The organism is Providencia sp. PROV116, assembly GCF_028482485.1.
Lineage (GTDB): Bacteria > Pseudomonadota > Gammaproteobacteria > Enterobacterales > Enterobacteriaceae > Providencia > Providencia rettgeri.
The window spans coordinates 1-20,619 of the sequence record NZ_JAMPQO010000027.1; the positions used below are offsets into that span (position 1 = coordinate 1).

General features: G+C 42.2%; 16 protein-coding genes and 1 pseudogene. 12 read left to right on the forward strand and 5 right to left on the reverse strand.

Annotation, left to right across the window (positions count from 1 at the left end; all coding sequences use genetic code 11):
• From PSE72_RS17045 to arnT, 5 genes are all read left to right on the forward strand, one after another.
• The coding region (locus PSE72_RS17045) for a carbohydrate porin (protein WP_272691036.1) at nucleotides 1-457 on the forward strand (457 nt) is incomplete at its 5' end.
• Between the two features lie 217 nt (nucleotides 458-674).
• Nucleotides 675-2,033 carry an anaerobic C4-dicarboxylate transporter DcuC gene (dcuC, locus tag PSE72_RS17050; RefSeq protein WP_004261170.1) on the forward strand — a complete coding sequence of 453 codons (1,359 nt, stop codon included), beginning with the start codon at nucleotides 675-677 and terminating at the stop codon, nucleotides 2,031-2,033.
• Nucleotides 2,034-2,310: 277 nt separating this feature from the next.
• The gene (locus PSE72_RS17055) at nucleotides 2,311-3,570 is read left to right on the forward strand and encodes an aromatic amino acid transport family protein (RefSeq protein WP_004261167.1); all 1,260 of its coding nucleotides are present in this window, start codon (nucleotides 2,311-2,313) and stop codon (nucleotides 3,568-3,570) included.
• Between the two features lie 291 nt (nucleotides 3,571-3,861).
• Nucleotides 3,862-5,136: a bifunctional O-acetylhomoserine aminocarboxypropyltransferase/cysteine synthase gene (locus PSE72_RS17060; protein WP_115166489.1), complete on the forward strand. Its 1,275-nt coding sequence runs from the start codon at nucleotides 3,862-3,864 to the stop codon at nucleotides 5,134-5,136.
• A 368-nt stretch (nucleotides 5,137-5,504) separates the two neighbouring features.
• Nucleotides 5,505-7,148, forward strand: a complete 1,644-nt coding sequence (gene arnT / locus PSE72_RS17065; RefSeq protein ID WP_198641986.1) for a lipid IV(A) 4-amino-4-deoxy-L-arabinosyltransferase — start codon at nucleotides 5,505-5,507, stop codon at nucleotides 7,146-7,148.
• Nucleotides 7,149-7,213: 65 nt separating this feature from the next.
• On the opposite strand, the gene PSE72_RS17070 is transcribed toward arnT, so the two are convergent.
• Genes PSE72_RS17070 through PSE72_RS17085 form a run of 4 tightly spaced genes read right to left on the reverse strand, consistent with a single transcriptional unit; the run spans nucleotide 7,214 to nucleotide 12,052 of the window.
• Complete coding sequence (locus tag PSE72_RS17070) at nucleotides 7,214-7,390, reverse strand: hypothetical protein (RefSeq protein WP_004261134.1); 177 nt, start codon at nucleotides 7,388-7,390, stop codon at nucleotides 7,214-7,216.
• Nucleotides 7,387-10,491 carry a MexW/MexI family multidrug efflux RND transporter permease subunit gene (locus PSE72_RS17075; RefSeq protein ID WP_115166490.1) on the reverse strand — a complete coding sequence of 1,035 codons (3,105 nt, stop codon included), beginning with the start codon at nucleotides 10,489-10,491 and terminating at the stop codon, nucleotides 7,387-7,389. Before PSE72_RS17075 ends, PSE72_RS17070 begins: the two co-directional genes overlap by 4 nt.
• Before the next feature lie 10 nt (nucleotides 10,492-10,501).
• Nucleotides 10,502-11,611: an efflux RND transporter periplasmic adaptor subunit gene (locus PSE72_RS17080; protein WP_115166491.1), complete on the reverse strand. Its 1,110-nt coding sequence runs from the start codon at nucleotides 11,609-11,611 to the stop codon at nucleotides 10,502-10,504.
• Nucleotides 11,612-11,623: 12 nt separating this feature from the next.
• Entirely contained in the window at nucleotides 11,624-12,052 is a 429-nt protein-coding gene (locus PSE72_RS17085) for a DoxX family protein (RefSeq protein WP_004915121.1), read from the reverse strand.
• A gap of 99 nt (nucleotides 12,053-12,151) precedes the next feature.
• On the opposite strand from PSE72_RS17085, the gene soxR reads away from it, so the two are divergent.
• The 4 genes and pseudogenes from soxR to PSE72_RS17105 all read left to right on the forward strand — a co-directional run bounded on the left by soxR (nucleotide 12,152) and on the right by PSE72_RS17105 (nucleotide 15,665).
• Nucleotides 12,152-12,649 carry a redox-sensitive transcriptional activator SoxR gene (soxR, locus tag PSE72_RS17090; protein WP_109912609.1) on the forward strand — a complete coding sequence of 166 codons (498 nt, stop codon included), beginning with the start codon at nucleotides 12,152-12,154 and terminating at the stop codon, nucleotides 12,647-12,649.
• Nucleotides 12,650-12,990: 341 nt separating this feature from the next.
• Nucleotides 12,991-14,637 (forward strand): Na+/H+ antiporter, encoded by a 1,647-nt coding sequence (locus tag PSE72_RS17095; RefSeq protein ID WP_115166492.1) that lies wholly within the window; start codon nucleotides 12,991-12,993, stop codon nucleotides 14,635-14,637.
• 318 nt (nucleotides 14,638-14,955) lie between these two features.
• A pseudogene (locus PSE72_RS17100) lies at nucleotides 14,956-15,269 on the forward strand (fimbria/pilus outer membrane usher protein); the annotation flags it as partial.
• 153 nt (nucleotides 15,270-15,422) lie between these two features.
• A complete protein-coding gene (locus PSE72_RS17105; protein WP_198641988.1) occupies nucleotides 15,423-15,665 on the forward strand; it encodes a hypothetical protein in 243 nt (80 codons plus the stop codon).
• 16 nt (nucleotides 15,666-15,681) lie between these two features.
• Here the strand turns inward: PSE72_RS17105 and PSE72_RS17110 are convergent, their stop codons facing one another.
• Nucleotides 15,682-16,455, reverse strand: a complete 774-nt coding sequence (locus PSE72_RS17110) for an AraC family transcriptional regulator (protein ID WP_004915063.1) — start codon at nucleotides 16,453-16,455, stop codon at nucleotides 15,682-15,684.
• Nucleotides 16,456-16,647: 192 nt separating this feature from the next.
• On the opposite strand from PSE72_RS17110, the gene PSE72_RS17115 reads away from it, so the two are divergent.
• The 3 genes from PSE72_RS17115 to PSE72_RS17125 are packed head-to-tail and all read left to right on the forward strand — an operon-like array spanning nucleotide 16,648 to nucleotide 20,596.
• Nucleotides 16,648-19,065, forward strand: a complete 2,418-nt coding sequence (locus PSE72_RS17115) for a DMSO/selenate family reductase complex A subunit (protein ID WP_115166493.1) — start codon at nucleotides 16,648-16,650, stop codon at nucleotides 19,063-19,065.
• A complete protein-coding gene (locus PSE72_RS17120) occupies nucleotides 19,062-19,700 on the forward strand; it encodes a DMSO/selenate family reductase complex B subunit (protein WP_115166494.1) in 639 nt (212 codons plus the stop codon). Before PSE72_RS17115 ends, PSE72_RS17120 begins: the two co-directional genes overlap by 4 nt.
• On the forward strand, nucleotides 19,697-20,596 hold the full coding sequence (locus PSE72_RS17125; RefSeq protein WP_115166495.1) for a dimethyl sulfoxide reductase anchor subunit family protein: 900 nt from the start codon (nucleotides 19,697-19,699) through the stop codon (nucleotides 20,594-20,596). The genes PSE72_RS17120 and PSE72_RS17125 overlap by 4 nt, the downstream gene beginning before the upstream one ends.
• The last annotated feature ends 23 nt before the right edge of the window (nucleotides 20,597-20,619 follow it).

Consider the following 20,619-nt stretch of genomic DNA (forward strand, 5'->3'; position numbering starts at 1 on the left):
TAACGTTGATGGTCATTGGAAGGATATGTCCAAACGTAATGGATATGGTATGACTTTAGGATGGAATAGCGTAGAAAAATACTCAGATAATGGCGTGCAGCTAACATTCAGTACTGCATACCTAGATGCAATAGCAGAAACAGATTTATCGTTAGGTGGCTATGCTTTGTGGCGTCGCGCTCAACTAGGTTATATCTATGCGCATAATAATATTAAAGATTTTAATGCAGTAAATATTTCGACAGACCCTAATTCAGTGTTGAATAACATCCCAGGTAAATATGATGTTCATACTTTATATGCTTCTTATGAGTTACCTCAAATTTTAGCTATAGATAATTACAAAATTTATCTTGGTGCTTATTACTCTAAAATTAATGCAGATAACCCTAATTTGATTAGTCATCATGATGATGAACGCTATGGTGTTCGTGCTCGCTTCAAATATTTTTTCTAGTCTAAGTTAGGCCGTTCTTCCTATGTGTTGTTAATAAATAGGAAGATCGGCTGCGAAATAACTATCAAAAAGATTTTTTATTTATTTCTCTTGTGTTTTAACGCATTTCTATATTAAAAATCATCTGCTGACATGATCATTGTCAGTGAATTTTGCTTAATGATTAGGCAGAGTAATTTTTTTTATAATTACAAAATAAGACAGGCAGGAGAAATAAATGATTGAGCTCTTAATCGGCGTTATTGTCGCCATTGGAGTTGGGCGTTATATCATAAAAGGGTATTCCGCAACGGGTGTGTTAATGACAGGAGGGATTTTACTTCTAATCATTACCGCTATTATGGGCAAAAGTATTTTACCAGGTTCTGTTCCAACGACGGGGTGGCGTGTAACAGATATTCTGGAATACATAAAATTCCTATTAATGAGCCGAGGTGGCGACCTTGGTATGATGATCATGGTGTTATGTGGGTTTGCATCTTATATGACTCACATTGGGGCGAATGATGTTGTGGTGAAAATCGCTTCTAAGCCATTAAAAATGATCAACTCACCTTATTTGTTGATGGTTGCTGCTTATATTGTGGCATGTTTGATGTCACTGGCGGTATCTTCTGCGACAGGCCTCGGTGTATTACTGATGGCGACATTATTCCCTGTAATGGTGAATGTCGGGATCAGCCGTGGTGCAGCAGCAGCAATCTGTGCATCGCCAGCGGCAATTATTTTAGCGCCGACATCTGGTGATGTTATCTTAGCGGCAAAAGCGGCTGAAATGCCATTAATCGACTTTGCATTTAAAACGACCTTACCGATTTCTATCGCGGCAATTGTGGCAATGTCAATCGCTCACTTCTTTTGGCAGCGTTACCTCGACAGAAAAGAAAATGTCACGACTGAAATGTTAGATGTGAATGAAATTAAAACCCATGCTCCTGCTTTCTACGCTATTTTACCTTTTACGCCAATTATCGGTGTTTTAGTGTTTGATGGTAAATGGGCGCCTGAATTGCATATTGTTACCATTATTGTTGGCTGTATTATTTTGGCTGCAATCATTGAATTCATCCGTAGCTTCAGCGCTAAACATGTCTATAGTGGCTTAGAAGTTTGCTACAAAGGTATGGCAGAAGCATTTGCAACGGTCGTTATGTTATTAGTGGCGGCTGGGGTATTTGCTCAAGGTTTAAGTACCATTGGCTTTATTAAAGGGCTCATTGACCTTGCACAGTCATTCGGTTCTGGCGCAATTGTGATGATGATTGCACTGGTGGTGATTACGATGTTAGCTGCGATGACCACAGGTTCAGGGAATGCACCGTTCTATGCATTTGTTGAACTAATTCCTCATTTAGCAAAACAAATGGGGGTCAATCCTGCTTACTTAGTGATACCAATGCTACAAGCCTCTAACTTAGGGCGGACTTTATCGCCGGTATCAGGGGTTGTCGTGGCCGTATCTGGTATGGCAAAAATCTCTCCGTTCGAAGTCGTGAAAAGAACGTCAATCCCAGTATTAGTTGGATTGGTTGTGGTTGTAATTGCGACAGAAATATTAGTGCCTATATATCTATAACATTTCAGTTTCTCAGGTAAAAAAAAATGGCTGAGCGAATAACTCAGCCATTCCTCGAATTAAAAATTAAATACTTTATATCTAAAATTTACTCTTTTAATTGATTGCGAAATTATTTTTTTACAGAATAATTACGTGGTGTTTGTTCTTTTACGTTATTAACGAGATCTACCCCAAAAAGTTGAAAGAAATAGAGTAATTAAATTAGGTACTGTTGCCCATTTAATGCAAAATCTGCACATCTTATTTTAATAACGTTAATGATGAAGAACACAAGATGAGCACAATTGAAAAAGCAGTAGTTACAGAAGATAAACCTGTCAGTAAGTGGACTTATAAGGATTTTACTTGGGTACTTTCTTTATTTGGTACCGCCGTGGGGGCAGGCGTTTTATTCCTACCAATTAAAGCTGGTGCTGGGGGTTTTTGGCCATTAGTAGTATTAGCAATAATTGCAACACCAATGATTTGGTTGGCTCATAAAGGGTTAGCTCGCTTTGTCTTATCCTCAAAAAATCCAAATGCCGATATTACCGATACGGTAGAAGAGCATTTTGGTAAAGTAGGCGCAAATATTATTACATTTGCCTATTTCTTTGCTATTTACCCTATCGTATTGATTTACGGTGTCGGTATCACGAATACTGTTGATTCGTTCTTAGTAAATCAATTAGGAATAGACCCACTACCACGATGGTTATTGTCTGGAGTATTGATTGCTGCAATGACTGCTGGTGTGGTATTTGGTCGCGACCTTATGTTAAAGCTCACCTCCCTAATGGTTTATCCTTTGGTATTCATTTTGTTAGCTTTATCATTGTATCTAATCCCTGAGTGGAATATGTCCATGCTAGAGGTGGCTCCTGATTGGAGTGCAATGCCTGTGATTGTTTGGATGGCGATCCCACTTATCGTATTCTCATTTAACCATAGCCCAATCATCAGCCAATTTACTAAAGACCAACGTCAGCAGTTTGGTGATAATGCAGTGGTAAAAACGGATATGATTACTGGTGGTGCAGCATTGATGCTGACTGGTTTCGTGATGTTTTTCGTTTTCTCTGTGGTGTTATCACTAAGCCCAGCAGAGCTTGCCGTTGCGAAAGAACAAAATATCAGTGTGTTATCACATATTGCGAATATCAACCCATCGCCAATCCTATCTTATTTAGGGCCTATTGTTGCTTTCGCTGCGATTGTATCAAGTTACTTTGGTCACTTCTTAGGCGCTCACGAAGGTTTGGTTGGGTTAATTAAATCTCGCTCTTCTTTCTCTGTGAAGAAAATTCAAACGGCATCCATGTTATTTATTGTGATAACAACCTGGATTGTGACTATTCGTAACCCAAGTATTTTAGGCATGATTGAAACGATGGGGGCACCAATGATTGCCGCTATCCTATTCATTCTACCTGTTGTTTCGATGAATATTGTTCCTGCAATGAAGAAATTTAGCACTTCAAAACTGGCACAAATTTTCACCTTTATTTGTGGGTTAGCATCTATTACTTCGGTTATTTATGGCGCTTTCTTATAGTTATAAATAAAGTTATATAAGACGTAAAGCCACGACCTGTAGGGGTTGTGGCTTTTTTTATATCAATACGAAATAGGTTATAAGGATAGACACTGATATAACTCATTTTTAAGCTGAAGGGTGTGATAATCACCATTGCTGCATCTATCAATGTGAAATAATTTCAAGTTCAATTAGTTGCTCGCTATGGTGTCTTAGGTAATATCTAGAGTTATCACAGCATCATAACAACATAATTATGAACCTCCTCTGGCAATTGCATTTTCCAGTGTGTCGTAACAAGGATAACGAATGAAATTAGAAACATTATCGATTCACGCGGGCTACTCCCCTGATCCTACTACCAAGTCTGTTGCCGTACCGATTTACCAAACGACTTCTTATGCTTTTGATGACACTCAGCACGGCGCTGATCTCTTCGATTTAAAAGTCGCGGGTAATATTTACACGCGAATTATGAACCCAACGAATGATGTTCTAGAGCAGCGTGTTGCTGCCCTTGAAGGCGGTGTGGCAGGGTTGGCTGTTGCTTCTGGAATGGCGGCAATTACTTATGCGATTCAAACAGTCGCACAAGCTGGGGACAACATTGTTTCCGTGGCAAAATTATATGGCGGAACATACAATTTACTTGCCCACGCTTTGCCACGCTTAGGAATTGAAACCCGTTTTGCAGAGCACGATGATTTAGCAGCGCTTGAAGCGCTTATTGATAACAAGACTCGAGCCGTATTCTGTGAGTCAATTTCAAACCCAGCGGGTTTTATTGTGGATATTGCTGCACTCGCTGAAGTTGCACATCGCCATGGTGTGCCTTTGATTGTCGATAATACCGTAGCGACCCCATATTTATGTCGCCCATTTGAACATGGGGCGGATATCGTGGTTCATTCATTGACTAAGTATATTGGCGGCCATGGTACATCACTGGGTGGAATGGTTATTGATTCAGGTAAGTTTCCATGGACAAAATACCCGAATCGCTTTTCGTTATTGATAGAGCCGGATGTGGCATACCATGGTGTCAGTTATACCGAACATTTTGGTGCAGCGGCCTTTATTGCTCGTTGCCGTGTTGCGCCATTGCGCGGAACGGGGGCTGCATTATCACCGTTTAACGCATTCTTGATTTTACAAGGTTTAGAAACCCTCGCGCTAAGAATGGATAGACATACCGAAAATGCGCTAAAAGTTGCGAACTACCTGGAAAATCATCCACAAGTAGAGTGGGTGAAATATGCAGGGCTACCGAGTAACCCTGAACATGGCTTAGCGCAAAAGTATATGAACGGCAAGCCAGCAAGTATTATGTCGTTTGGTATTAAAGGTGGCCAAGAAGCAGGGGCACGCTTTATTGATGCCTTGAAACTGATTGTGCGGTTGGTAAATATTGGTGATGCTAAATCACTAGCCTGCCACCCTGCATCAACGACACATCGTCAACTTAATGATGCAGAGTTAGCGCAGGCAGGAGTTTCTCGGGATATGATCCGCTTATCAATTGGCATAGAACATATTGATGATATTTTAGCAGACCTTGAACAGGCGTTAGCTGCTGCCAAATAGTTTTACTTTGTATGAATAATAACCGGTTATGGTGAATACCCTGACCGGTTTTTGTTTATAAACTGCCGTACACTTTTTTGTATTAATGACTAATATTAAGAACGAATTAAATTTTCACCTTATTTTTAAATACTGAACTATTCTTTAAACACTCAGTCTTATTATTTGATTCTTATCTCTTTTTGTATATGAATTGTAGTATTCATTTATTGATTGTTTATATACAGTGACCTTTCTACCAACTAACGTTCGATTTGTTTAAATGAGGTTTAATTGCCATAACGATAATAGCTAAATAAAAAGAAAGTGTTTTTCAAATGAACTAAATAAAATTATTAAATATCAATAACAAGAATGGTTGAGATGAGATGATTATGGCAAACAATAAAGTTGCCTACCTTAAATGGTGCCTGTTATTCGGTTTTGTCCTAGTAACCTATTTTTTACCATTAAATGGTAGGTTACTGTGGCAACCGGATGAACTGCGGTATGCAGAAATTAGTCGGGAACTGATTATAAGTTATAACTGGAGTGTTCCTGAACTTTTAGATATTCGTTATTTTGAGAAACCTATTTTTGGTTATTGGGTAGGGGCTGTTTTCCAAATGTTATTTGGTGAAAATAACATTTCTGTTCGTCTTGGTGTGGTATTTAGTACATTAGCTAGTGGGCTATTTGTTTATCTTAGCGCTAAAATGGCTTGGAAAAACTCACGTCTCGCTTTCAACGCGGTGTTTATTTATCTTTCAATGTTGATGGTCTTTACCATCGGTACCTACAATATTCTTGACCCGATTGTGACAGCATTTATCACTATGGTGATTTTCTTTTTCCAATGGGGTTTAACGACAAAATACTTCTCTCATAAATTACTCGCTTTTATGATGATGGGAGTAGCCTGTGGGTTAGGGGTATTAACAAAAGGTTTTCTCGTTTTAGTGCTGCCAGTGCTTGTTTGCTCTGTTGCCGCTATTTACTTTAAGCAATTCAAAGAAGTATTTGTTTTCTCGTTTGTTTCGCTGTTCACTGCTTTTGTCGTGTGCTTACCTTGGGCCTTTGTTATTGCCAGCCGTGAGCCTGATTTCTGGAACTATTTCTTCTGGGTTGAGCATATTCAACGTTTTATGGCGAATAACGCGCAAAACAAATCCCCATTTTGGTTTTATATCCCTATCTTGCTCGCTGCGGTATTACCTTGGCTAGGGTACCTTTTTGGTGCGCTACGACACGCATGGCAGCAAAAAGGGTTACATATTTATTTTCTATTATGGTTTATCGTGCCATTTGTTTTTTTCAGTATTACTAAAGGAAAATTACTGACCTATATTTTGCCTTGTATTGCACCGATCGCGGTTCTTATGGCAGCCTACATTGAAAAAATACTGACTGAGAAAAACACACTCACTATTCGTTTGAATGCATTGATTAACACACTCATAGGTGCCGTTATTGCTGGTGGAATTATTGCTTCTGCTTATTACCCTAAACTGAATGTATATCAGGCCGATGAAAGTGGAAAGCTATGGTTAGCCGCTGGCGCATTTATTTTTTGGTTATTGGTTGCGTTGCTTTCTTTCAAACAACGGTTTTGGTATTTAGCCGCAGTGTGTACGGTGGCAATTAGCTTAACGGTAGGGCATGTGATCCCATCTCGTATTGCCAGTAATAATACGCCACAAGAGGTGATTGCGAAGTATCATCACCAGTTAGCTGATAAATCTGTATTGTTAACCAATAATGTCGGGCTAGGCACCACATTGGCATGGGTACTTAAACGCAGTGATATTACGATGCTTCACCAAACTGGGGAATTAGGCTACGGGCTAAAATACCCAGATGCCGCTAATCGGTTTTATAGCTTAAAGCAGTTACCTGATTTATTAAAAAATTATCATTATAAAGATGTGGCGGTGGTCGTAGAAAGTTCTCAGCGTGAATTGTTGGACGCATTACCCGGCAACCCAATTATTATTCGGGAAGGTAATCTTGTTTTAGCTTTTTACGAAGGCTAATAGAGTACTTTGTCATGTTGTTTGATAATAGCCGCCAAACCTAAATGGTTTGGCGGCTATTTACATTAGCGTGTAGGCTTATTTAAAGTGCTCGAGTTTGACGCTGAATGAGATTTTTCCAGACCTGCGGGGAGACCATGATAAATTAATAGCATGGCCATGCTATTACTCATTGCATTCACTTCCACTTCGTTGACTGTACGGCTGTTACGTTGATGACGGCTAGTTAACGTATTTCTCATTGGGACGTCTCCTCAGTTTCTTTGATTAGGCGATTCGCTTCGGCAAGCTCATAGCGCCTTGGTGTTAGTGCGGTTGCACTGTGATTACGGGCTAGCAAGGTATAAATGGTTGGTAAAACAAACAGGGTAAATAATGTGCCAACTAACATACCAGTGACTATCACTAAGCCTAAGCCAAAGCGGCTATTCGCTCCTGCTCCAGTGGCGAATAGCAGAGGAACTAAGCCAATCACCATTGCTGCGGTTGTCATTAGTATTGGGCGTAAACGAATTTGTGCTGCTTTGAGAATGGCATGTCGTCTATCTAACCCTTCATTGGCTTGTAATTCATTGGCAAACTCAACCATCAATATTCCGTGTTTACTGATTAAGCCAATTAATGTGACTAAGCCGATTTGGGTGTAAATATTTAATGTTGCATAACCAAGTGCCAATGGAATCAACGCACCACAAATTGAAAGTGGAACAGTAATCAAGATAATCAATGGGTCGACTAAACTTTCATATTGTGCCGCTAAGACTAAGTAAATAATGATGAGCGCCGCCATAAAGGCAAAGGCGAGGGTGTTACCTTCTTGTTTATATTGGCGCGAATCGGATTGCCAGTCATGGCTAAAACCGGCGGGTAGTTCATTGGCAATATCATCTAAATAGGCAACGGCTTGGCCTAACGTGATACCCGGGGCGGGTATTGCTTGGAAAATTGCTGCATTCTGCTGATTAAATTGCGTGAGTTTATTTGGTTCAACTTGGGTATTGATATCGACCACCGTTGACAGTGGGATCATAGTTCCTGTTTCTGATTTCACATAATGGCGTGAAAGGGCTTCCGGTGTTAAGCGTTGGCTACGAATACTTTGAGGGATCACATCATAAGAACGGCCATCCATCCCAAAGCGGTTAATATAGTTTTCCCCCACTAATAAGGTCAGTGATTCCCCGATATCTTGCATACGAATGCCTAAGCTATTCGCTTTTGAACGGTTAATACGGACTTCTACCACTGGGTTGTTGTAGTCGAGGTCACTATCTACCACCATAAACAGACCGCTTTCACGTGCTTGTTGCTTGATCTCTTCCATGGTTTTATAGAGTACCGAATAATCTTGCGGACTTCTGAGAACCATTTGGATTGGCAAGCCACCCGTTGAACCTGGCAAGGCGGGTAACTGGAAAACGAAAATACTGTTCCCTTCGACATCACCGACGCGCCCTTGTAAGTCACCTTGGATCTCAGATGCGGCGCGGTCACGCTGCTCCCATGATGTCAAGTTAGTTCCCCCAAAGCTGGCGGAGGGGCCATCGGTTCCGTTAATAATCCAAGTACTTTCTGTTTCTGGCAACTCCATGAAAACATCATGTAATTTACGCGAAAAACGTTCTACATACTCGAGGTTAGCGTGTTGCGGAGATTTGATCGCCGTTAATACACTAGACTGGTCTTCCACAGGGGCTAATTCACGAGGAGCTGATTGATAAAGCAGTGGTAAGCTAATGAATACACCAACGGCAATAACACCTGTTAACCAACGGTTTTTCAAAGAGAAATTCAATACAATGGTATAGTAATGGGCTAAGGTAGAAAAGAAGGTTTCTGCCATACGTGCCATACGTCCTTCATTCTGTTTTGAGTTCAACATAAAAGAGCTCATTACAGGGGAAAGGGTTAATGCCACAATACCCGAAACAATCACCGCCCCGGCCAACGTGAGTGCGAATTCTTTAAACAAAGCTCCCGTTAAACCTGACATCAGCCCTATTGGAGCATATACCGCTGCCAAGGTGATCGTCATCGCGATAACTGGGCCTGCCACTTCACGAGCACCAATTAAAGCCGCTAAAACTGGTGATTTCCCTTCTTCAATATGGCGATGGACGTTTTCGACCACAACGATAGCATCATCGACGACGAGACCAATTGCTAATACCATGGCCAGTAGCGTCAGTAAGTTAATACTAAACCCAAATGCCATCATGAGTGCGGCTGCACCTAACATAGATAGCGGAATAGCTAAAATTGGGATGATGACGCTGCGAATTGACCCTAAACACAGGTAAATAACCGCAATAACAATCAGTAGCGCCTCAACTAATGTGCTAATCACTTGGTCAATAGACGCTTTAATAAAGCGCGAAGTTTCAAATGCCATTTCCACCTTAACACCGGGTGGTAAGGTTTTGGTGATGTCAGGCATTAATTGATTCATGCCGTCAACGATTACCAAAGGGTTACCCGTTGGTGTGGCAAATAAACCAAGGTAAATAGCAGGCTCACCATTCATTAAACCACTGGTTTCTGTGGAAGCGGCTCCTAATTCAATGGTTCCCACATCTTTTAACCGTACTAATCCATTGCCGTCGTTGCGGATCACTAGATCACGAAACTCATCGACATTAGTGAGGTCGGTATTAACATAGACATTAGAAATCACGAACTCGCCTTTGACTTTACCGGGTGCCGCTTGGTAGTTGTTTTGGCGAACTGCTTGTGCAACATCCGCAGCGGTTAGCCCTCGGCCAGCTAATTTATCGGCATCCAGCCATAAACGCATTGCTAACTGTTGGCCACCAAAGACTTGAACTTTAGCGACACCGTCAATTGAGGAATACATTGGCTCAATGACGCGAGAAATATAGTCTGTCAGGGCTGGAATGGATAAATTGGTGCTGGAAAAACCGATATAAGCAACCGCAGTGGATTCCCCAGAAGAAAGTTCAATCACAGGGTCATAAGCTTCTTTCGGTAATTTATAACGAACTTGGTTCACCTTCGCCATTACTTGCGCAAGGGCTTGAGTGGAGTCTCGGTTAAGTTCCATTCGTACGGTGACAAGGCTACTTCCTTGCACAGAAGAAGAAGACAGATAGTCTACGCCTTCCACAGAGGAAACCGCTTGTGCGATGGGCTGTGTCACAAACCCTTGCATCAATTTAGCTGATGCGCCAGGGTATTGAGTCGTAATGGTGATCGTCGAGCTTTCAAGTTGTGGATATTGGCGAATAGGCAGTTTACTCAGCGCAAATAAACCAATTAACACAATCAAAGCACTGACCACGAGAGCCAGAACAGGTCGGCGAACAAAAATATCAGTAAATTTCATTACGCCTTCCTTATGAACCTTGAGCTGTGTTAGCGACAGGTTCAGACAATGTATCTTGGGCAACAGGGGTGACAGCAGAGCCGTCGTTTAAGCGTAATTGCCCAGAAGTGACGACTTTATCGTTAGCACTTAAGCCGTGTTCTATTTCAATTTTGCCATCCCAACGTTGCCCCGTTTTTACGGACACCCGCTTGACGGTCATCGCATCCCCTTCACCTTGCGTAATAAATACGGTATCGCCATAGGCGGTATACGTAACAGCGGTTTCTGGGATTGTAATGACTTCATTACTGGCTTGGCGTACCACATTCACATTGGCGTACATCCCAGCTTTTAATGTGCCATCGCTATTTTCTAATGTGGCTTGCAGGGCGATAGTACGTGATTTACCAATGAGTGGGTCAATGGCCGTAATACGGGCTGGAAAAGTTTTATTGGGATAAGCATCAACTGTAATATCAACAATTTGGCCTTGATGCAGTTCCGGTGAGGCCTGTTCATCTAAGGAAAAGTTGAGCTTTAAGGTTTTGGTATCCACCAGGCTGGCAATGGCTTCCCCTGGGTTTAAATACTGTCCTTCATGGACTTGGCGAATACCTATCGTTCCGTCGAATGGCGCTCGGATCGTTTTTTGTGCAATTAATGCTTGGGTTTGACGGATTAGGCCTTGGGCAATATCACGTTCAGCACGTGTGCTATCCACTTGAGCCTCTGCCACTAAATGTTGCGCAGATAATGAACGGGTTCTTTCGTATAAGCGAGCCGCATTGCGCAACTGTGCTTGGTAACGTGATAAATCCGCTTGTTCAACGGCATCATTGAGCTGCACTAATAATTGGCCTTTTTTGACTTGTTGGCCAGATTCAAATGCAATTTTCGTAATACGGCCATTGGTTTCTGCCGCGACTAACACTTGGCTGCCAGCTTCTAACTCACCCACACCGTAAAAGGTACGAGGCGCAGTATCTAAGCTAACAGGAGCCAATGCCACTTTTACTGGTGGATATTGGTAAGCTGCTTGTTCGTCTTCCTCGTTTTGGGCATAGGTCGAATAAATCGCGCTACCCGCCCCAACAGCGATTAAAACGGAACAAAGTGTCATTATTGTTTTTTTATTCATTAAATTTTCCTTCTATTTCTGCGCTTTTAACGCGAAATAAAGACCTCGAAAATGCCCTGCAATGGCGATAGCAATTAAGCCACCAATAACAGCGATATGTTCAATTGCCCAAAACATCGCGATTTGAGCCTGTTCTCCCGTGTAGCTCCAAAAGGTGTGGACAATCACAATTGTGAGGAACAAAAACACGGCTAGCGCCCCAGTTCCAAGCCATAAAAGACGATTAAATAGCACAAGAGCAGAGCCAACTAACATGACAGCGGCAGAAGCAATGTTGAAAAACCAATCTGGGTGCAGACCCGCGGCGCGCATTTCGGCCAGACTATTTTCATAATCAAAAACTTTGGCTAAACCAGATGAAATAAATAAAACCAAGATGAGTAAACGAGCAATAAACCATAAGCTATTGCTTTCTAACATTTTGGTAATCACCGATGGCATAAACCTATCCCCTTTTAAAAAGTAACCTCAATTGACAAACTAGCAGGGTGGCACTATAAAACCTTAAGTTAAGTTGAGGTCAAGCAAAGGTGAGATAAAATGGCGGACAAAGACACAAAAACGATAAAACCTCAGAAAAGCGAGGGAAAAAAAATTGATTTTACGCGGGCACTAACGGTGGGCGAAGTGGCAAAACGCTCGGGAGTACCTGTTTCTACAGTCCATTTTTATGAATCAAAGGGACTCATTCAAAGTACTCGAACTCAAGGGAATCAGCGACGATTTCACTCTGTTGTACTGCGTTATATTGCCATTATTAAAGTCGCACAAAGTACAGGGATCCCATTACATGAAATTCAAGAGGCATTAGGACGTTTCCCTGCAAATAGTGCGCTAACTTCAGAACAATGGCAGGAGATGTCGACACAATGGCGTAAATCTTTAGATAAGCGTATTCGGCAATTGACGCGTTTACGTAATGAATTGGATAATTGTATTGGGTGTGGTTGTTTATCACTGAGTGATTGCCCACTGCGTAACCCTGATGATGTCCTTGGACGAAAAGGTCCCGGCGCCCGTATTTTAGAACGTCCATAAGCGCTTTATTAAGACCCACACTTTTCATTATTTGGATGGCCACTGTTTAACGTGGCTATTTATCTAGATATATCATTAAGTAATGATGGTTTAATCCTATTTTTAACGGTAAGGCATAACTTATTGTTGAGATGGAGTTTTAATCGTTATTTACCAAATTGATAAATAAATTTTTTATTGACAACTCAAGTAGATAGTAATTTTGTAACTTAATGATAGATAGGCTATTTCTTAATTTTATTATTTTTGTATTGATTGATTAATTGCTACTTTACATTGATTCGATTTATCTATTTACTGCATAACTGATAATTAATGATTAGCTAAACATGGAGCAATCAATGTCAGTAGTGACACTTGTACTCGTTTTTTTATTAGCCGTTGTTGTGAGCGTTTTTGTTTCACGATTGCTCAAAGATATTATTCCATTACCCCTAATACAGATAGCACTGGGGGCTGGCTTGTCTTTATACGGTTTTACGGTTGAATTTGAACCTCATTTATTTCTGTTTTTATTTATTCCACCTTTATTGTTTCTTGATGGCTGGCGTATTCCTAAAGAAGCCTTATTTCAAGAAATTAAACCAATCATGTCGTTAGCCATAGGTTTAGTGGTGGTTACGGTTATTGGTATGGGGTTCTTTATACATTGGTTAATTCCGGCCATTTCTTTAGCTGTTGCTTTTGCCTTGGCTGCTATTTTGTCGCCAACAGACCCTGTTTCGGTGTCTGCAATGACCGTCAATTCCCCATTACCATCGCGAATGGCGCATATTCTAGAAGGGGAGTCATTGCTGAATGATGCAACGGGTCTGGTGTGTTTCAGTTTTGCGGTGGTCGCTGCGCTAACAGGCACATTTTCCCTTGCTTCAGCGGCGGGGCAGTTTGTATTAGTGGCTTTTGGCGGAATTTTAATTGGTTTGCTGGTGGCTTGGGCAATTGGCTGGTTAAACCAATTGCTAGTTAAGCGCACTGGGGAAGAACCTGCTATTCAAATTATGATCAGTTTATTGATGCCATTTACGGCTTACTTATTAGCTGAACATTTACATGTTTCCGGTATTTTAGCCGCAGTGGTTGCCGGTATTGCCATGCACTATGAAAAAATTGCAGGGCGTATGCAAGCCGCAACACGTATGCAAAGTAAAGCGGTGTGGGATACAGTACAAACTGCGTTGAACGGGATGATTTTCATCTTGTTAGGCGAGCAGTTACCCGGTATGTGGACAAATATGCCTGCTGTAGCAGAGGCCGCGGGTGCAAGCCATCCTTGGATGCTATTTGTTTATGTGGTAATCATTACTGTGGCCTTGGCGGTTTTACGGTTTAGCTGGGTGTGGATCTCGATGACTCTAACGGTCTTCCATAAACGCCGTCGTGGTAAAGAAGCCGATGTTATGCATATTCGTATGATGGCAGTGATGGCGACAGCGGGAGTGCGTGGAGCGATTACGTTAGCGGGTATTTTAACATTACCTTTATTGATGCCAGATGGTTCATTATTTCCGAATCGTGACGTGGCTATTTTCTTAGCAATGGGGGTGATTTTATGTTCATTACTGATTGCCAGTATTGCACTGCCTATTTTAACTAAAGGGCTGGTACAAGACTTACCTTATGATAATGACGAAATTCGAGCGCGTTTAGCCTTAAATGAAGCCGCAATGGCACATTTACGTGAATTGATGAACCACCCATCGGATGATATGGATGAAATTGCCATGCGTACTGAGGTTGGGGCACAACTGTTAGAAATTTATGGTAGACGACTCGATAACTCAGATGAAACTGAGTCAGATGTGTATGATTTACATAAGATGATTGATATGGAACGCGAGATGTCCAAGTCAGCGTTAAAAGCAAAACGTGACGCGTTATATCAAATGCGTAAAAGCAAAAATATTAATGAGAGGGTGTATCACCGTTTACGTGATGAACTTGATTTAAAAGAAGAAACACTTAATCATCATAAAAATGGTAAACATTAGTTAGTGAAAATAAAGGCCTGAATCCCGAATGTATTCAGGCCTTTTGTTTATGATTATAACTCAACTAAGTTTGACGGTTTGTATTGGTTGTTGATAAGTTAGTTGCAATTCTATTTTGGAAATTTATATGTCACAGGGTGCCGTTAGCTTAAGCATTATTATTACCATTACTTAGTGGTGGGGATATGCGACATCCTAAACCCGCCAGATAAGGCGGGTTTTTTGTTCTTATCTGGTTAACACTTCAGTAAGGAAAAATCTATACGATTAACCAAATTAAATATTGCACCTCAATTATCAAAATCAACTCGGTTATTTATTTTTACCGTGGGAGAAAATTATTTTTATTCGGATATTTTTGAATCTTGGCAATATACTGGTTTTTCTTTAGAAAGTGATGACCGCATGCTACCGCCTAAATTAGCGGGGGTATGCACCTGAAATTATTGGTATGGCAAACACTAATGCAATTGTGATTGTTCGCAGTCAAGAATGTATTATTTCTGAAACAGCCGTTCCTCCAGAGCCATTTACTCGATAGCGGCATCCGTGGTGTATTGGATGTGACGGTACGCGAAGAAAATGGCGAAGAGAGTAAATTTAGTATTAGTACCGCCTCGTTACCTCAGTTAAATGTAAAAGCGATGTGTTCCACGTAAACGAGCTCTGGACAGGCTAGCACGGTCAATTTACGGCATGGCCAATTAAGTCGTATTTATTATGATAGCTTGGTGAGTGAAAGCATCAGGTATACATGCAAATTTGCAACCTTAACGAAGGTAAGATTGCGGTTAGACTATGCCACCGATAGCGACCCGCAAAAGCGGTTGCCGATGAAAGATGCTTCAAATAAAACGATTTACAGGCAGTTAGAAATTGTGGATGAGCAAACTGGGGCGGCAGGCACAGACATTCGTGTGGGAATTCAGTCAGAGCGTACGATTCAGATACGTAATCGTATTCAAGGAGCTAATGCAGACGCAGGAAGCTATCAAGGGTCTGCATGGTTAATCGCCACATTTGATTAAATTGAATGGTTAGATATCATCCACCAATTTTCTGAATAAAACTGGATGGGCTTTGGCCTAACCATTTTTTAAACATGGTCGAAAAAGACCCAACACTGCTGTAGCCTAAATCGAATGCAACCTCGGTAATGGATTTACCCGCAGAAATGTGGGTAATTGCACTTAATAAGCAAGCTTGTTGCCGCCAGTCAGAGAAAGAGAGCCCTGTTTGAGCGCCAAAAAAACGGCTAAATGAACGCTCACTTTTATGTAATTTAGCGGCCCATTCCTGTGGTAGTGAGGTGATTTGTGGGGCTTTTAGGAATTCCCGACACAACTGGGCTAAATGTTCATCTCGTGGGATGGGGGCGTAGAAAGGCAGGGGCTCTGCTTGTGCAATTTCATGCAAAATCAACTGGTACATAACCCCATCACGGCCATTTAAATCATATTCAATCGGGGTATCAACGGCTTCGAGCAGTAACTGACGTAGTAAAGGTGAAACTCTGAGCACTTCGCACTTATTTCCTCTACGTGGAGCCGCTTTGGGCTCAATGTATAAACTACGTGTACTGACATTCAACATGCGGGTTTCATGAGGGGTATTACAGGGGATCCAAACCCCGCTATCAGGCGGGATGACCCATTCGCCGTCTGCAGTACTGACTTCAATCAATCCTGTTGCGCCATATAAAAACTGGGCACGGCGGTGGACGTGAGAATCGAGTAACACGTTTGGTAGGTAATCAGTACCGATAGCTAATACATCACGTGGAGTGGCATCGACAGTTTTTAGAGGAATATTTCGCATAGGAATTTATCTTGGCTGAGATTCAAAAATTATTATCTATCTTCTGAATATAGGCAATTTTTATTGACATAACCACATGTTTTATATGGTTGGCTGAAATTCCAATGTGTTTGACGGCTTTTCGAAAGTTGGCAAACCGGGAAATGATTACTCTAGCGCGGCAACCTAATGTATGCCAGAGGTAGAGTTATCATGGAAAATTATCACGATCGGGCAGATAGCAAGAGTCTGATTAAACCCTTAACCCGTCGTCGGTTTATTCAAGGCAGCTCTGCGCTCATGGCTGTCCCCTTTATTGCCACAAACACGGTCGCATCGACACCAGAAAACCCGAATATCATCCCAACGACAACGCTGCAAGATGAAGGTGAGAGAGTGGTCTCCACCTGTAGTAGTTTTGATTGTGGTGGCAAATGTGATATTCGAGCACACGTTAAAGAAGGGGTAGTAACACGAATAAGCACCCGTCCAGATGCTGATTTAGATGAAGAAATGCCCATCATGCGTGCTTGCGTGCGCGGCCGCAGCTACCGGAAATTTGTTTATCACCCAAATCGACTGAAATACCCAATGAAACGAGTGGGCAAACGTGGAGAAGGGCGCTTCGAGCGAATTAGCTGGGAAGAAGCGACGACATTGATTGCCGACAATATGCAGCGTATCAACGAGCAATATGGCCCTGCATCACGCTTTGTTAGCCTCAGTACTGGAGTGACTGGAGGCATTTTCTCTGGTGCGAATATGCTACGCCGCCTATTTAATATCACGGGGGGCTTTCTGGAGAATTACCATTCAGTGAGTAACGGCAATACCATGGCGGTCACACCTTATACCTATGGCACATCAGCCAGTGGTAGCACCTTAGACACGCTCGAAGATACGCCATTGGTGATCCTGTGGGGGCATAATCCTAACGAAACCATTTTTGGTCATACGAATCATTATTTTCAAAAAATGAAGAAAAATGGCACTAAATTCATTGTTGTCGATCCGCGTTATTCAGATACCGCATCGTCATTAGCGGATCAGTGGATCCCTATTTTACCGACTACAGACAATGCGATGATGGATGCCATGATGTATGTGATCATCAGTGAGGTCCTGCATGATCAAACCTTTATCGATAAATTCACTGTTGGTTTTGATGAGCACCAGATGCCCGAAGGCATACCCGAAAATGAGTCATTGATGGCGTATTTGATGGGGAAAAAAGATGGAATAGTGAAAACTCCAGAATGGGCGGAACCCATTACCAAAGTACCCGCCGATACCATACGTCAATTGGCGCGTGAATATGCCAACACCAAACCAGCGGTATTAATGCAAGGCTGGGGGCCTCAGCGTCATATCTGTGGTGAACGTTCCGCCCGAGGCGCGACCTTGTTGGCAACAATCACGGGTAATGTGGGTGTAAAAGGGGGATGGGCAGCAGGTTATGGCATGGCAGTCACGCCGGATCTCCGTAAAACTCTCGCGGGTCCTAGCTTATTTGACAACCCTGTGAAAGCGAAAATCAATATCACCAATTGGGTGCAGGCCTGTGAAAATAAAGATTTGGTAACGCCCAATAACGGTTTAAAAAACGCAGAAAAACTCGATACAGAAATCAAAATGATTTTTTCGTTAGCGGGTAACTATATGACCAACCAGAACCCCGATATTTTGCATGCCGCTAAAGTTCTGGAAGATGAAAGTAAAGTTGAGTTTATTGTTTACAGTGACTTATATATGACTCCCAGTGCCAAGTATGCCGATATTTTACTGCCTGAAACCAGTTTCTTAGAGCGTTGGAATGTGGGTGGCACATGGGGAACGGGTAATTATATTATTTTATCTGAAAAAGTCGTCGAGCCTGAATTTGAGCGCCGTAGTGACTATGAATGGTTACGCGACGTGGCTGAAAAACTCGGTGTTGGCGAAAAATTCAGTGAAGGCCGTACAGAAAAACAGTGGATTGAGTATTTAGTCAATGACGCTCATCAAAAACGCCCAGAAGATGGCATTCCAACCTTTGATGAGTTGCTGGTTAAACGTCGACATCTATTAAAACATAAACCGCACGTGGGGCATGTCGCCTTCGAGAAAAATATTAACGATATCGAGAATAACCCGTTTGAAACACCATCCGGAAAAATTGAAATTTTTTCTCAGCGCCTTTATGAGCGTAATGACGTGGACATCCCTGCTTTATCTCATTATGTGCCTGCTATTGAGGGGCCGGAAGATGAACTAGCTTCCCGCTATCCATTGCAATTAATCACTTGGAAAGGTCGTAATCGTGCCAATTCAACGCAATTTGCTAACCCGTGGTTACAAGAAGTACAGCGCCAAGAGTTATGGATCAATCCCATCGATGCCAAAAGACGAAATATCACGGATGGGGAGCGAGTTAAAGTGAATAATGACCGCGGTATCACCATGGTACCGGTCAAAATCACCCAGCGCATTATGCCTGGTGTTGTTGCTTTACAGGCAGGAGCGTGGTGGCAACCTGATGAAAATGGCATTGACCAAGGCGGTTGTGCGAACGTTTTAACATCTTCCCGCAGTACAGCAATGGCACATGGAAATGCCCATCAAACCTTATTGGTGGAGGTAAGCAAAGCATGAGTAAATTTCAGGTTTATCCCGCGGTTAGTGACAAACAGCTTGGCTTTTATATTGACTCTGCGCGTTGTTCCGGTTGTAAAGCCTGCCAAGTGGCGTGCAAAGATAAAAATAACCTCGACGTGGGTCGCAAATATCGTCGTGTATATGAAGTTGCTGGTGGTGAGTTTATCGAAAACGGCACAGGGGGGCTGGTGAATAACGTCTTTGCCTATACGTTGTCCATTTCATGCAACCACTGTGCCGACCCAATGTGCGTGAAAAATTGCCCGACGACAGCCATGCACAAGCGTGACGGGGATGGCATTGTGATGGTCAATACAGATAAGTGTGTGGGCTGTGGAACCTGTGCGTGGTCTTGCCCGTATGGTGCACCGCAAATGAACCCTGAAACCAAGCAAATGTCGAAATGTGATTTTTGTATTGATTTACAACTAAAAGGGGAGCAGCCCGTCTGCGTCGCCACTTGCCCATTAGGAGCCATTCAGTTTGGCCCGATAGATGAATTACGACAACGGTATGGTGAGTTAGCGGATGTTCGCGGACTTCCAGATTCATCAATAACTCACCCTAATTTAGTGATCCACCCACATCTTGGGGCGGGTCGTACACAAGACTCACAAGGAGAAGCCAAATGAATGAATGGCCACTGTTATTATTCACATTTTTAATGCAAACATCCATTGGGTTGAGTCTGATGTTAGCGCTTTTTGCAAACAAATTATCGGCGAATTTAACGGGCAAAACGCACGCACAGTTTTTGCTGTGGTATGTATTTGTCGCCTGCGTATTTGCGGGTATCGGTTTATTGTCCTCAATCACCCACTTAGGGGTTCCTTTAAATGCGCCTAACTCACTGCTGAATATTTTTTCATCGTGGTTAAGCCGTGAAGTGGTATTCACCGCTACCTATTTTGCTTTTCTCGGGCTGACTTTCCTATGGTTATGGCTCAAAAAGGAATTGTCATATTTGCTACTTGGCTTGGCCATTATTGCAGGGCTATGCGATGTGTATGCCATGGCTTCAATCTATCGTTATACATCAATGTTAACGTGGATGAATGATAATACGTATTTGATGTTCTACGGCACGATGTTTACTGCGGGAGCTGCTGGGTATTATTTATTAATCAATTTGTTATTGCGTTTTAACATCGGAGCCGTAGAGACTCAGATATCAACTCGTGGGTTATGGATGTTATGGGCGGTGATTGGGGTTAGCTTACTGGTTCGTTTAGCTTATCAGCCTGCCTATGAAAGTTACTTGGTTCACACTAGCTATAATAATGAATCCATTACATTTCCTATCGACTCTATCCATGCTTACCAAGGGATTTGGTCACTGCGTATCACGAGTTGGGTAGTTGGAATATTGGCGGTGATGGTATTGGGATATGGGTTGTTTCGTCATATACGACAAACGGCGAATAGGGTTATGACTTCGAGCAGTAAAGGATATTTAGTGGTTGGTTGTACAGCGGCGATGGTTGCTGAGTTTATGCTGCGTTACTGTTTTTACACGATCCACATATAGATAACAGCGTATTGCTTAGGAAA